This window comes from Nocardia sp. NPDC101769, from assembly GCF_044766925.1.
Classification (GTDB): domain Bacteria; phylum Actinomycetota; class Actinomycetes; order Mycobacteriales; family Mycobacteriaceae; genus Nocardia.
On sequence record NZ_JBIWMX010000041.1, the window covers coordinates 18,799 to 32,162 of the forward strand.

Sequence of the window (13,364 nt, forward strand, 5' to 3'; positions counted from 1 at the left end):
ATGGGATACGTGCTTGGGCTCGGCGGCCCCTACCACCACGACGCGGCAGCCTGCCTCGTCGGCGACGGCCGCGTGCTCGCCTTCGCCGAAGAAGAACGGTTCTCCCGGATCAAGCACCACCGCGATTCCCGCAGCGCGGCGCAGTCCGCGGCCTGGTGCCTGCGCCAGTCGGGTATCGGCTGGGCCGATATCGACGACGTGGCGGTGGCGTGGAATCCCTACTGGCCCAACTATTGTGACCGCATCGGTGACGCTGAGCTGATCGCCGAACTCCTCGGCCCGGATGCTCGCGCGGCCGGTGCGCCGCGACGGCTGACCGTGATCGGCCACCACCTCGCGCACGCCGCGTCGGCGTTCTACCCGGCCGGGGTCACCGAGGCGGCCGTGCTCGTGGTCGACGGCTCCGGAGACGGCGTGTCCACCAGCATCCACCACGGCAGCCCCGTCGGACTGCGCACGGTGCGCGAACTGCCCTACACCCAGTCACTGGGCTGGATGTATCAGAACGCGACCACCCATGTCGGACTCGGTGATTGGACCAACGCCGGGAAACTCATGGGGCTGGCCGCCTACGGCCAACCCCGCATCGAACTGCCGTTCCTGCACCTCACCGACGACGGCTATCACCTCGATCTCACCCGCTACGGCCTGCCGCCCTTCCTCGGCGCCGACGCCACCAGCCGCTACACCGACTTCAGCTACTACCGGGACCTGAAACTCGCCTACGCCAAGGCATTCACCGACGCTGGAGTCCCCGCCCAACCACCCGGCGGGCATCACCCCGACCGTATGGCGGTCGACCTGGCCACCTCGGTGCAAGCGGCATTGCAGCAGGCCATGCTCGCCCTCGCCACCAACGCGCTGACGCTCACAGGCACAGCGACACTGTGCGTGGCCGGCGGTGTCGCGCTCAACTGCACCAGCAACGGAATCCTGGCCCGCACACCGGCAATCGCGGACCTGTTCGTCCAGCCCGCCGCCAGCGACGCCGGATGCGCGCTCGGGGCCGCGCTCGAATGCGCGCGCCGCCGAGGCGATTTCACCGTGCCCGGCCCCCGCCAGGCACACACGCTGCTCGGCCCCGAGTACTCCCACGCCGCGATCGAGACCGCACTTGCCGCAGCGGGAGCCCGCTACAGCACGCCCGACGATATCGCCGCCGCCGCCGCGCACCGAATCGCGGCAGGGCAGGTGGTCGGCTGGTTTCAAGGCCGCGCCGAAGCGGGCCCACGCGCCCTGGGAGCCCGCAGCATCCTGGCCGACCCACGCAGCACCACACTGCGGGACCACGTCAACCGCGACGTGAAACGCCGCGAGATGTGGCGGCCGCTGGCCCCGTCCATGCTCGACCTGACATCATGGACCACCACCCCACACGGCCCGGCCGAAGCCATGATCGTCGCCCACCACGCCACCGACACTGCCCACGAGCAGATCCCCGGCGTCGTGCACGTCGACGGCACCCTGCGGCCCCAGCGGGTCGATCCGCAGATCCAACCCACCTACGCGCGGCTGCTGCGCGAAATCCAGGCCGAGACCGGGCACGCCGTCGTACTGAACACCTCGTTCAACGGGCCCGGCGAACCGATCGTCGCCACCCCGGCCGACGCACTGGCCAGCGGCGCGCGGCTGGGACTGGATGCCCTCGCGATCGGCGACTACCTCGTCGACCTGACCGCCTCGAATACCACCCGGTAGCCCCTTCCCCCGCTTCTTCGACGAAGGATGATGAGCACTGTGACCTCCACCGACACGACCACCGTGACCGGCCGGATCCGCGACCGCCACGGCGACACCGTGTGCATCGGCACCGGCTGCGACATCGCCGAGGACGTAGATTTCATCCTCGACCCCGGCGCCACCATCACCCTCGGCGACCGCGTCAGCATTCGCCGCGGCACCACGTTGCAAGCCAACACCGGCGGCCGAATCGAGATCGGCGACGACGTAGCCATCGGCGAGAACGTCGTCGTGTCGGCTATGAACCGCATCAGCATCGGCCCCGGCGCGGGCATCTCCAACATGGTCGACATCCATGATCACAACCACCTCCCCCGCACCGGCTCGATCCCCGCGACCCCGATCACTCCGTGGGCCAGTGGATTCGAGGTCGCACCCATCACCATCGGCGCCGGAGCCATCCTCTCGGCCCGCGTCAGCGTCACCGCCGGGGTCACCATCGGCCAGAACGCGCGCATCGGCGCGAACGCCGTCGTCAACGCGTCCGTGCCACCGAACTCGACCACCGTCGGAACGCCGGCCCGCGTCACCGACCGCACCCCGGGGGTCCTCGACCCCACCCAGCCACGCCCGCAGCTGCGGGTCGGCTGGTTCGGCACGAGCCTGATGGAACACTACGAAGCCCACAACCCGCGCCTGAGCACCCAGGCCGATCTCCCCGCCGTCGGCGATGCCGTCGAGGTCACCGAGTGGCGCAACCGCGGCTACGTCCACGGGCTGCTCACCACCTGGCGCGTGCGCTACCCCTGGATCACCTTCACCTCCGACAACCGCGGGGAGGGCGGCGCGACCAGCCGCGACATCCTCGCCACCATCCGCGCCGCCACCCAGGACCCGCAGCAGCGATGGGATCTCGCCGTGCTCGGCGCCGGAATCAACGATGTCTGGAGGATCCACCAACAGCGGCTGGCCGAAGCCGTCGAGATCGACGAGTTCGACACCAATCTCCGTGCGGCGCTCGAGATCCTGACCACCCGGGCCCGCCGGGTCCTGGTCATCGGAGAGCCGCCCATCGGCTGGGAACCGAGCATCACCGTCGCGTCCGCGAACGCCGATATCGGCGCCTACAACCATCGTGCGCGGCGCACCGCCGAAGATTACGGCGCGCACTTCGTCGATGTCTGGAAGGACATCATGTTCGCGGCCACCTGCTTGGGCTGGTCCCCCGCCGACCCGTCACGACCGGCCATCGCAACGCCCAGCATCTGGAGCGACGGCGTCCACCTGTCCGAGCACGGCGACGAAGTGCTGCGCGCCCTCGTCGACCGCCACGTCAGCGAGCATCGGATCATCGACGGATTGCTCACCGCCGACCGGCTTCCTCGCGCAGTCGCCGCCGAGCTGTACCGAGCGTGAGGTCCCTGCTGCCGACCCGAGGTGAAGGCACGCCCCGGGTCATCTTCTGCGACTGGCACGGCGTGCTATGCCGAAAACCTTACTGGCACAGCATTGTCGACGATCCTGCCCATCCGCACCAGCAGATCCTCAGCCGCCACCTCGACACACTCTTCACCGACGGCAACGCCGAAGGCTGCGAATGGATGTGCGGGGTGCGCAGCTCCCGCACGATCGTCACCGAGCTCGCGGCTCGCCACAGCATCCTCGATGTCGAGCTGCTGCTGACGCTGCTCGCCGAGGACATCGCACGTATGCCGGTCTCGTCCGAGCTGCTGGAGGCCCTGGTCCACCACGCCCGCGCGGGCGTGGTGGTCGTGCTGGCCACCGACAATATCGACGTGTTCGCCAGCACCGCTCGCGCCCCCGCCCGCAAGCTGGCGGGGCGAGCTCGCGCGGTTCCCACGCTCGCGTCGGCTGCGGCCATGTTCGACGACGTACTCAGCTCGAGTGATCTGGGCGTGCTGAAATCGAAAGACCCCCAACGGTTCTTCGGACCGTGGCTGGAGCAGAACGGGCTGAGCTTCGCCGATGCGCTGCTGATCGACGACCGCGCCGACAACTGCGCAGCGTTCCAGGCGCATGCTGGTGCGACGGTGCATTGGCCGCCGCACCCGATTCCTGCGTTCACCGATGCCCGCGCAACGACTACGAGGAGCAGCTGAGGCTTCGAAAATCATCATCCGCAACTCAGGCGGCGAGATCCTGCTGTTCCTGCGCGACGACAAGCCCGAGATCCCATGCCCTGCGACTCACGGTCTTCACCTCGGGTGACTCGCACGTGGGTAGTTTTCCATTCCTGCTGACCACAATTCCGACGATGGGACATCACATGCGGGACCTGTCCAAGCTGATCAAGGCATACGACATTCGCGGGCTGGTCGGTGAGGAGATAGACGCCGAATTCGTGCGCGATGTCGGCGCAGGCTTCGCACGACTGGTCGGAACCTCGGTCGCGATCGTGCACGACATGCGGCCATCGTCGGAACCGTTCGCGATGGCCTTCGCCGATGGCGTCACCAGCCAAGGCCAGGACGTGATCTACTGCGGCCTCGGCTCAACCGACCTGGTCTACTACGCGGCCGGGCATCTGGACGTGGCCGGTGCTGTCATCACGGCCAGCCATAATCCGGCCCGCTACAACGGAATCAAGCTGTGCAAGCCAGGCGCGGCACCCGTCGGCCAAGACACCGGGCTCGCCGAGATCCGCACGACCCTCGAGACTGGCATCCCGCCCTTCATCGGCACGCTAGGCACGATCACCCGCCGTGACCTGGCCCCCGAATACGCAACCTATCTGCGTGAACTGGTGGACCTGTCCGGAATCAGGCCGCTGCGCGTTGCTGTGGACGCTGCCAACGGCATGGGCGGCTACATGGCGCAGCGTGTCTTCGACGGGCTGCCGCTCGAGATCGTGCCGATGTACTTCGAGCTCGACGGCACATTCCCCAACCATGAGGCGAACCCCCTCGATCCCGCGAATCTTGTTGACCTGCAACGCAAGGTCCGTGAGGCCGGCGCGGATATCGGCCTGGCGTTCGACGGGGACGCGGACCGCTGTTTCGTCGTGGACGAAAACGGCGACCCAGTGCCACCGTCGGCGATCGTCGCCCTGATCGCAACGCGCGAACTCGCCAAGTCGCCGGGCGCGGCGATCGTCTACAACGCGATCACCTCCCGCGCGGTGCCGGAGATCATCACCGAGCACGGCGGCACGCCCGCGCGTACGCGGGTGGGCCACACCTTCATGAAATCGCTTATGGTCGAACAGGATGCGGTGTTCGGCGGCGAGCACTCAGGGCACTACTACTTCCGCGACTTCTGGCGGGCCGATACCGGGATGCTGGCCGCTATGCACGTCCTCGCCGCGCTCGGCACAGCCGACCGACCGCTGTCGGCACTGGTGGCCGACTACAGCCGCTACGTGGCCAGCGGCGAAATCAACTCCGAAGTGGCCGACGCCGCCGAAACCCTGGCCGCGATCGAAAAGCACTTCCAGGGCGCGGAAACCGATCGGCTCGACGGCCTGACAGTGCAACTCGACGGTGGGGCCTGGTTCAACCTGCGGCCATCCAACACAGAACCGCTGTTGCGGCTGAACGTGGAAGCCCCAGATGTCGAGACCATGGCCCGAATTCGGGATGACGTGCTGGCGCTGGTCCGAAGCTGACCAATCAGGCCCGGCGTGGTCTGTGGCCGACTGCGTGTGTCGGACCACCGGCCTGTTGTTTTCAATCAGGAGACATGCCGTGAAGTGGACCATCCGCAGGGCGCTACCCGGCGACGGGCTTCGCCTCCGTGCGCTCCGCCTCAAGGCGCTGAGCGACGTGCCGGAAGCCTTCCTAGAAACCTATGATCAGGCCGCCGGTCTCAACGCTGCCGAGTGGGAATCGCGCATAGAACACTACCGACGGCCAGGGCATCAACTCCTTGTCGTGGGAGAGGCTGACGCAACCTGGTCCGGCATGGCAGGGGCCTTCGTGGACTGCGAGCGCGACCGCACGGACCTCACGATTCCGGTTCGCCCGTCGAAGGTCGATCTCGAGCACGCCCGGCTTGTACCGGGCACTCACGCGAGCGGCCGCGACCCGGGACGACTGGTGTGTTTCGGCTTGCGCCCCTTGGACTTCGGCATGCGAATCGACCCCCATCGAATCCCGGGCAGCGGACACGCCGCCCTGAAACACTCAGTGTGACAGCAGGTTCCGACAGAATCGGCCGATCTCGCCTTCCCGCCCGACGTCCACCACCCGCCCCCCATGACGCAGCTCCCTGCTCAGATTCAACGCTGTCCCCATCGACGGTATCCAGTCACGGGTATCCGCATGGGCACGACCGAGTGGATGCGAGAGATTCGGCGGGATGCGGCCCAGCCCGAAAACGCAGTGGGCTGGGCCGGTTTCGATTAACGAATCGTGTTCAGTGCCATACCGATACCGCCGCCCCATGACCGTCCCCTGTCTCACCGATGCGCGAGAGCCGCTGCCCCGCAACGCGAAATCCGGTCGTCCGAGGGTAGGCCGCGGCACCGACACGCCACGCGCCACGCCGATCTGGACCCGGGTTGAAAAAAACTTGGGAGGAGGGTGGAGATTCCGGGGATCCCGGACGTTCTTGTACATGGGACCGAACCATTTCGGTCCCGGGTGCCCGACTCTCACCCTGGTCGGCCCCGCGGCCCGGACAGGCCGCGCCTGTGGTCAGGTGCGGGCCGTACCGGAACCGTAGCGAGTTGGAGGTAGACATCGCGATGATGATCTTTGATCACCACCGGTGTGCAACCAGTAGGGCGAACCCTGTGCGTAAGGGCCGCCCCTGATGAGCCGCAGCGAAGAGAACGCGGCGTTTGTCCAGGAGAACCTTTCCAGGATCGCCCGGCGCGCGCTCTATCTCTGCGGTGATTTCCATGTGGCCGAAGATCTGGCTCAGGAAGCATTCGAACGGGTGCTGAAAAGCCAGGTGAAAAGCCAGTCCGCGCTGTCCGTACCGTTGTTGTACACGGCGCTCGAATGGTCCTGGAAGGATCATTTGAGGAGGAAGTACCGGCGTAAGGAGAATATCGTCAGTCAGATCGACGATGCTCCCGACCCGGAAGTGGCGTCTATCGACGTACCGTTGCACGAAGCGATCGACGAACTCCCGGAAACGATGCGCTCGATTGTCCTCATGCACTACTACGACGACATGAAACCGGCGGAGATCGCCCAGGAAATGGGGATCCGCGCGGATCAGGTCAGCAGGCATTTGAATCGTGCCCGGAAAAAGCTGGAGAAGAGGCTGAGCTGACGCTCCCTGCGCCTTGAGCGACGGCCGATACCCCGGGCCAATAATAATCGGTAGGAAGGGAACCGTGGACGTTGAAAAGCGCCTCACCGCGGACGCCCGTGTAATCGACACGCAGATGGCGAAGATGGATCTCGGTCGTCTGTTCAATCGAATCATGGCAACCGCGGACGCTCTCGACAACTCCAGTGACCCGACCTCCAAATAGGGAACGAGCGCGGCCGGTTCGCAACCGGCCGCGCCCCGTCCCGGGGCCGGTGCAGATCGACCCCAGGAGGCGATCATATTTGGGGCGAGAACAGGCCGTTAGGCCGAGGAAACAGAAAGGCCAGTAGAAGCTGGGTGGCCGGGAGTGTACGCACCGCACTCGATCACCACGCGAACAACTGAATAGCCGACTCGAAGCGGAACCGAAACAGGGTGTTTCTTCGGGGTACCAGAGGGGTGTCCCCGAACGCGCGGAATACATGGCCACGCACTGACTCGGCAGGCGAGGGAAAAGGTCTGACTGAATCAGCGCGAGGCCCCGAACCCAACAGGAAAGGTGTCACGATGACAAAGAACCGTATCGCCCGGCGAAGCCGACTCTGCGGGATCATTGAGCTGTGCTGACAGCTGGTTCTCGCACCCGGAAGCGCGCGCCTTCTTGGGAACCCTTGCGAGACTGAGTTGTTCCCGTAACTCGCGGCTGAGCGATACCCGGAAGTAGCCGTCTTCCGGGCATCCCGGCGAGTAAGAAAGGCGGGCACCGTAACCGGTGCCCGCCTTTTCTTGTCTAGATAGCTCCGATTTCTCGGAGCTTGATCACCACATTGAAGATGAGCAGGGTGACCCCGCCCGCCCCGGTTCCACTGAGCCATATCAGTTTCAGAACCTTGTATGCGTCGGCACGGTGCGCGGCATCCGAACACGAAATTGCCACGTGAGCGGAATACGCGACCAGCGCACCGACGAACACCACGTACCCGACGACGAACCAGAACAGCATTCCCGAACCTTTCGATATCGACCGACATTCATAGAGACGTCAGCCGGATATCGAATCTCCACCCCCGCGTGAATTCCTCAGCGCTGTTCAGTGCCATTGGATGTCGAGCACGTTGACCTCGAGGAAGTGCACGCCCACCGTGACGGGTGCTCGACAGCACCCGCCGACTTCGCGGCCGCGCCGTTCACGCTGCCGTCCACGCCGCTACGAGCTCCGCCGGCGCAGGCTCGCAGGCGAGCTTCGGCCCGTCCTCCTCGCCGTAGTGGGCCGCTGTCGTGCACCGGCTGTACGGGCCGTTTCTGGCCATCAGCTTGCCCATCATGCGGTCGGCCACATCCCACCAGGCCAACATGCCTTCCGGCGTGCCTGACAGGTCCCGCCACCGCTGATACAGCGGGTTCGAGCCGCTCCATGGCCTCTGGATGCTGGACCCACTCCGGGCACCACCGCCAGCCGTCTCGTCGATTCCGTCCACGTCGCGCCAATACACGTAGGCCAGATAGTTTTCGACCCAGTCGGCGAGGTGGTCGAACATCGGTGGCGCCGGACTCGCTGCCTCCGCCGCCAGCCGCTCGAGCTGCGCTTGCGCGGCCCGCTCCGATCGTTCCTCGATCGCGCGTTTGAGCTCGGGATCGGCGTCCAGCGCCGCCGCGAGCTTCTCGCCCGCGGTCTTGGCCAGCAGTGCTTTGAGCTGGCGGGCTACCTCAGCGTCGATCTGCTGATCGTCCATCTCAGCGGCCCTTGTCGTGCGTCCGGTTCGGCGCGTTCATCGGCGGCACCGGCGATCCCGGCGTCGTCGCGTTCGACGGCTGCACCGGCGAAGTCGGATCGGTGCCGAACGCGCGATTGGTGACCTTCCACGCCCGCGCGGCCGCCGGATCCATCCCCGCCCCCGCACCACGTTGCGCGCCCGTGTCGGACAACATGTCATCCACGGTCGTAACCCGCCGTTGTTCTGGTCGAGGTCGAGCAAGTCGGCATCCTGCGCGCCGACCGCCTTGCGCATCGCCCAAATCGTCAACGCCACCGGCTTGCGCGCATCGTCGTAGCGCAGGCCCGCCAGCACATCGGCGAGGTTGTGCGGATCCGCGCCCGCCGCCACCAGTCCGCGGAATGTCGTCTCCGCGCCCTGACGCCAACCGGGCTTGGAGAACACCCAGCCGGGAATCCGGTCACCCACAAGCTCTTTGAGTGTCGGTGCCTTCGGTGTCGCCGAGCGGCCCCCGTCCTTGCCCGCCTTGCTCTGACCCGAACGGCCCCGCGCCGGGTCGCTGCCGGTGCTGGCGCTGGCTGCCTGCTGGGTGGCCTGCTGATCGGCCTGTGTCGCGGTGTAGGCGCGCCACATCCCGATCAGGTCATCGGGATCCTGCGCCGCCGTCCCCTCGGGCACCTGGCCCACGACCTCCATGGCTTCGGCCCAGCGGCGCGCTTCGTGGGTTTCATAGTCGCGCACGGATCAGTCACCGGATCCCGCAGCGCGGCAACCCCGATCTCATGCAGATCCGCCATATCCTCACCCGACACCACGCCACCAGCGGCCACCGCTCACACCTCCCTGCCAGATCCCCTCAGGATCGCAGGTCATACCGACAAGTACGGAAGCACGCAGATTGGCGGCAGCACAAGCGCTTTCCGCTGCCGCTAACCACCCTCGAGCGACCGTACGGCTTCCGCCGACGTGGGTGGATAGTTAATCTTGCTACGTACGTCTCATGAGGGAACGTATGTCTCGATGGGTCGGACAAAGTTGCCGCATGATGCGGCGAGAGGCGGGCGTCGGTGGTGCTTCGGATGTGGTTGGGATGACCCGTGACCGCAGATCCCTGGCTGACAGGATCGACGCGCTATTCGCAGAGCGCTGGCCCGAGGGCAGCCGCGCGGCGACTGTGGAGGTAGCGGCCTTCGTTTCTCAGGCGACAGGCCGGGACATCGACCGGCAGTACATCTATCGGATCCGCGCCGGGAAGGTCCGCAAGGTCGACGGCCGGGTCCTCGAGGCCATCGCAGCGTTCTTCGGTAAGCCGCTGGGATATTTCTCGGCCAACACCGATGACGAGGTCGCTGCGGTGCTGCGCGAGTCACGGCTGCAATTGGCTGGTCTACGTGCGACGAGCGATCTGACCCCTGCCGCACACGCAGAGCTGCGAGAGCTGATGGACATTGCGCGCCAGGTACTCGATGACGAGGTGGGACCGGAGCGATAGATGCATTCGCACTGGGGCCGGATGAACGACATCGCGGCGCGGATCGTCGGCGAGCCATACACAATGTCAGGCCTGGTGGATCGGGCCGGGCAACTGCTGGGCATGCGGTTGATCGTGCTGCCTCGGGTGCGGCGGGGGACACCGCTGACCGGGATGGTGGTACGCGACGGTGACTGCGGGGTGATCCTGGTTCCCGACGACGCGACCGAGGAATTTCAGATCCATATCGTGGCGCACGAATTATGGCACTTGCTGCAAGGGCACAACTGCACACAGAAGAAGCTGCTCGGCTACCGGGCAACGGTGAAAGCGCGGTTGCGGGAAGCCAATTGCGAGCGCTTCGCCCGTAAGGTGGGGCTGGAAATCAGGCGTCAGCAGGCCCATGAGTCCGCGCCGATGCCCTCAGCCGCGCGGGACTTGGCCGAGGCATTCGGCATGCACGGTTGATGGTCGGGGAGTTGTCCGTACAGGGGAGTGGAGAACGGGGATCGCATAACAGGTGGGCGCGACGATCGAGGGGGCTTGCTGGCTTGCGTTCTTGGCCGGGGTGGTTCTGTTCGGGCGGGGTATGTGGCACGGGGTGCGGACCCAGCAACTGCTAGGGGTCGGGATCGCCTTCTACGCGCTGGCTCTGCGTTTCTATGCGCGCCTGGGGGTCTCGGGTGCGCGGGCACCGCTGACCACCGATGAACGGGTGTGGTCAGTGAGCTTGTCAGTGGCAGCCGGCACCTCGATGCTCGCGCTGCTGCTGCTCATCGCACGAAAGAAAGACGGTACGGCCCCGGGGACCAACCGACCGCAAACGCTGTGGTTGTGCGGCTCGGCGATCGTGAGCGCGATCGCGCTTCGCGTGGTCATGTGGCTGCCAGGACCGACGTTGGCGCCCAGCACCGACTTCCTCAACGCCTACGGCTCAGATCTGCGCGTCGTGGTCTATGAACTGATCTTCGCCGCCTGGCTGGGATTGCCCCTGGGAGCACTGGGGGTATTCGTGTGGCGCTACCAGCGCGGGGTAGCGCGCTGGTACATCTTCGCCGGATGCATGGCCGGTGTCGGCTGGGCGATATGGAAAATCGCCGGGACCGCGGTCCGCTACGTCACCGGCGAGGCCATCCCGCTCGAGTCGCCAGTCAGTGTCGCCGTCGGGCTGGCGTCGCTGGTGCTGATCAACGGCGGACTGATCGGCGGGCAGATCGGTACGGCGGTGCGGCGAGCCCGCGAAACCCGGGAATACATGCTGGCTCGCCGCGCCGACGACGAACGTCACGCCACCCCGGCACCGGATTCCACGGATTCGCCTGCGGCGTAGGAATTCTGGATCTGACGCTTGTAGACCTTGCCGCTGTCGTCACGAGGAAGCGCCTCGACGATGCGGATATGGGCGGGGACCTTGTAATTCGCCAGCTGTGAGGCCAGCGCGTCACGCACCGCCGCCTCGGTCAAATCTGCGCCGGGGCGCGGCTGAATGTGCGCGGCAACGACTTCACCGAGGTCACCGGTGTCGGGGATACCGAATACCGCGACGTCCTCGACACCGTCGAGGGCGATGATGGCGTTTTCGATCTCGGCGGGATAGATGTTGACCCCGCCCCGGATCACCACTTCGGCGTCACGGCCTGTCAGGAACAAGTAACCATCGCTGTCGAGATAGCCCAGGTCCCCGACCCACAACATGCCCGGCACCGGCGAGGACGGCGCACCGAGATTGAGGTATTCGAAACTCGGCCAGTAGTCCGCGCCCCGCACATAGACGCGTCCGACTTCTCCCGCGGGCAGCGAGTTTCCGTGTTCGTCAGCGATTGTGACCGCTGACCCGTCGGCAGGGCGTCCGACACTGCCTGGATGGGCCAGCCATTCACTGGCACCGATCCAGGTAATCGTTCCGGCCTCACTGCACCCGTAGAACTCCCACAGCGCCTCACCGAACAATTCGATCGCGGCGCGCTTGAGCGCCGGAGGGCAGGGGGCGGCGGAGTGGATGACGTGAGTCAGGCTCGACAGGTCATAGCGGGCGCGCTCCTCGGCAGGCACGCTCAGCAGGCGCGAGACCATCGTAGGAACGATCTTGACCTGCTGAATGCGGTGAGTGTCCACATGCGCCAGGAACTTTCGTGCGTCCCACTTGGGCATGATCACGATGTCGGCACCCATACGCAGCCCCAACACGGCAAGCGCGTTCGGGCTGGTGTGATACAGCGGCCCCGCAACCAGCATCGGCACGCCGGGGGCCAGACCCATACGCTGCGCATTCGCGCCCGCGATGCTCAACAGCTGATGCGGGGTCATCGGTTCGCGCGCAATACCTTTGGGCTTGCCTGTGGTGCCTGAGGTGTAGATGACGCCCAGGCTGTCGGCGATCGCGCCTTCGATGTGCCCGACCGGTTCGGGGTGCGCGGCGATCAGCGCCTCGACCAGCTCGTAACGGCCGGTGGGCTCGGCCAGGCCCTGATCCCACCCACCTTCGGCGAGCAGTTCGGGCGACATGGCGATTTCGATGATCGGAGCGTCGTTGGCGGCGAGCTCGCGCGCAGCTGCGGCTACGGGCACGAATTCGGTGTGCGCGAAGATCATTCGCACGTCGGCGTCACGCAGGACATGCGCCACTTCAGGAGCGGTCCAGCGGGTGTTGATCGGCAACGGGTTGGCACCGGTAGAGGCGGCAGCCACCGAGATCTCGAGGAACTCGATGTCATTGCGGGCCATGATGACGCACTTGTCACCGCGGCCGATACCGGCGGCCAGAATCGCCGATCCGAGCCGGCCCGCGCGCGTGAGTGCGTCGGACTGGGAGCGTCGGCGGCTACCACAGGTCAAAGTGGGGGTGTTCGGCGAAGCTTCGGTCATGACGGCGAGTCTTCCATTTCCGAGATCATTTGTGAGCGCCGAATAGGTCACTCCGGCCCTGCTCAGCGCGGTCGAGCCCTATGTCGATCCATTCGCCCGTGGTTGGACGCATCCACCAATCGCTCGGGATGGCATGCCCTACCTGCGCCTTTGCTGCGCCAATGATCTTGGCCCGCACAGGATCTTGTGCTTTACTGCCATTGAAGATCAGAAATGATCGCGAAAGCAGGGGGTGTAGTGAGGCCGGGTCATCCGACAACAGCCAGTGCGGAGGGGATATTGGCGCGCTCGGATGATCAGCGCCACCCCCGGCCGCGCCACCACGGGGAAGGTGCTTCCCGCATCCGTGGTCACCGTGCGGCCAGGGGTGCGCAATTGCGTGAGCCGCGCTCAGCCGACGAAATCCCTTT

14 protein-coding genes are annotated in these 13,364 nt (G+C 66.0%); 10 read left to right on the forward strand and 4 right to left on the reverse strand.

Annotated elements, in window-relative coordinates:
• From ACIRRA_RS39780 to ACIRRA_RS39810, 7 genes are all read left to right on the forward strand, one after another.
• Positions 1–1,698: a carbamoyltransferase gene (locus tag ACIRRA_RS39780; RefSeq protein ID WP_402779533.1), complete on the forward strand. Its 1,698-nt coding sequence runs from the start codon at positions 1–3 to the stop codon at positions 1,696–1,698.
• Between the two features lie 39 nt (positions 1,699–1,737).
• Positions 1,738–3,096, forward strand: a complete 1,359-nt coding sequence (locus ACIRRA_RS39785) for a GDSL-type esterase/lipase family protein (protein ID WP_402779536.1) — start codon at positions 1,738–1,740, stop codon at positions 3,094–3,096.
• Positions 3,093–3,800: a hypothetical protein gene (locus ACIRRA_RS39790; protein WP_402779538.1), complete on the forward strand. Its 708-nt coding sequence runs from the start codon at positions 3,093–3,095 to the stop codon at positions 3,798–3,800. Before ACIRRA_RS39785 ends, ACIRRA_RS39790 begins: the two co-directional genes overlap by 4 nt.
• A gap of 155 nt (positions 3,801–3,955) precedes the next feature.
• A complete protein-coding gene (locus ACIRRA_RS39795; RefSeq protein WP_402779634.1) occupies positions 3,956–5,305 on the forward strand; it encodes a phosphomannomutase/phosphoglucomutase in 1,350 nt (449 codons plus the stop codon).
• A 79-nt stretch (positions 5,306–5,384) separates the two neighbouring features.
• A complete protein-coding gene (locus tag ACIRRA_RS39800) occupies positions 5,385–5,831 on the forward strand; it encodes a hypothetical protein (RefSeq protein WP_402779540.1) in 447 nt (148 codons plus the stop codon).
• 622 nt (positions 5,832–6,453) lie between these two features.
• Positions 6,454–6,921, forward strand: a complete 468-nt coding sequence (locus ACIRRA_RS39805) for an RNA polymerase sigma factor (protein ID WP_402779542.1) — start codon at positions 6,454–6,456, stop codon at positions 6,919–6,921.
• Positions 6,922–6,985: 64 nt separating this feature from the next.
• Positions 6,986–7,126: a hypothetical protein gene (locus tag ACIRRA_RS39810; RefSeq protein ID WP_402779544.1), complete on the forward strand. Its 141-nt coding sequence runs from the start codon at positions 6,986–6,988 to the stop codon at positions 7,124–7,126.
• Between the two features lie 567 nt (positions 7,127–7,693).
• Here the strand turns inward: ACIRRA_RS39810 and ACIRRA_RS39815 are convergent.
• The 3 genes from ACIRRA_RS39815 to ACIRRA_RS39825 all read right to left on the reverse strand — a co-directional run bounded on the left by ACIRRA_RS39815 (position 7,694) and on the right by ACIRRA_RS39825 (position 9,359).
• Positions 7,694–7,906, reverse strand: coding sequence for a hypothetical protein (locus tag ACIRRA_RS39815; RefSeq protein ID WP_402779546.1), 213 nt, complete (start codon positions 7,904–7,906; stop codon positions 7,694–7,696).
• A gap of 184 nt (positions 7,907–8,090) precedes the next feature.
• Positions 8,091–8,636 carry a hypothetical protein gene (locus ACIRRA_RS39820; RefSeq protein ID WP_402779548.1) on the reverse strand — a complete coding sequence of 182 codons (546 nt, stop codon included), beginning with the start codon at positions 8,634–8,636 and terminating at the stop codon, positions 8,091–8,093.
• A gap of 36 nt (positions 8,637–8,672) precedes the next feature.
• On the reverse strand, positions 8,673–9,359 hold the full coding sequence (locus ACIRRA_RS39825) for a hypothetical protein (RefSeq protein WP_402779550.1): 687 nt from the start codon (positions 9,357–9,359) through the stop codon (positions 8,673–8,675).
• 349 nt (positions 9,360–9,708) lie between these two features.
• On the opposite strand from ACIRRA_RS39825, the gene ACIRRA_RS39830 reads away from it, so the two are divergent.
• The 3 genes from ACIRRA_RS39830 to ACIRRA_RS39840 are packed head-to-tail and all read left to right on the forward strand — an operon-like array spanning position 9,709 to position 11,419.
• Complete coding sequence (locus ACIRRA_RS39830) at positions 9,709–10,110, forward strand: hypothetical protein (protein ID WP_402779552.1); 402 nt, start codon at positions 9,709–9,711, stop codon at positions 10,108–10,110.
• 21 nt (positions 10,111–10,131) lie between these two features.
• The gene (locus ACIRRA_RS39835; RefSeq protein ID WP_402779554.1) at positions 10,132–10,557 is read left to right on the forward strand and encodes a hypothetical protein; all 426 of its coding nucleotides are present in this window, start codon (positions 10,132–10,134) and stop codon (positions 10,555–10,557) included.
• Between the two features lie 52 nt (positions 10,558–10,609).
• Positions 10,610–11,419: a hypothetical protein gene (locus ACIRRA_RS39840; protein ID WP_402779556.1), complete on the forward strand. Its 810-nt coding sequence runs from the start codon at positions 10,610–10,612 to the stop codon at positions 11,417–11,419.
• Here ACIRRA_RS39840 and ACIRRA_RS39845 read toward each other — a convergent pair.
• Positions 11,374–12,954, reverse strand: coding sequence for an AMP-binding protein (locus ACIRRA_RS39845; protein ID WP_402779558.1), 1,581 nt, complete (start codon positions 12,952–12,954; stop codon positions 11,374–11,376). The genes ACIRRA_RS39840 and ACIRRA_RS39845 overlap by 46 nt on opposite strands.
• Positions 12,955–13,364: the final 410 nt, after the last annotated feature.

Coding starts and splice junctions, on each gene's coding strand:
- ACIRRA_RS39780 (WP_402779533.1), top strand. CDS start 1: ATGGGATACGTGCTTGGGCTCGGCGGCCCCTACCACCACGACGCGGCA.
- ACIRRA_RS39795 (WP_402779634.1), top strand. CDS start 3,956: ATGGGACATCACATGCGGGACCTGTCCAAGCTGATCAAGGCATACGAC.
- ACIRRA_RS39805 (WP_402779542.1), top strand. CDS start 6,454: ATGAGCCGCAGCGAAGAGAACGCGGCGTTTGTCCAGGAGAACCTTTCC.
- ACIRRA_RS39815 (WP_402779546.1), bottom strand. CDS start 7,906: ATGCTGTTCTGGTTCGTCGTCGGGTACGTGGTGTTCGTCGGTGCGCTG.
- ACIRRA_RS39820 (WP_402779548.1), bottom strand. CDS start 8,636: ATGGACGATCAGCAGATCGACGCTGAGGTAGCCCGCCAGCTCAAAGCA.
- ACIRRA_RS39830 (WP_402779552.1), top strand. CDS start 9,709: ATGACCCGTGACCGCAGATCCCTGGCTGACAGGATCGACGCGCTATTC.
- ACIRRA_RS39835 (WP_402779554.1), top strand. CDS start 10,132: ATGAACGACATCGCGGCGCGGATCGTCGGCGAGCCATACACAATGTCA.
- ACIRRA_RS39845 (WP_402779558.1), bottom strand. CDS start 12,954: ATGACCGAAGCTTCGCCGAACACCCCCACTTTGACCTGTGGTAGCCGC.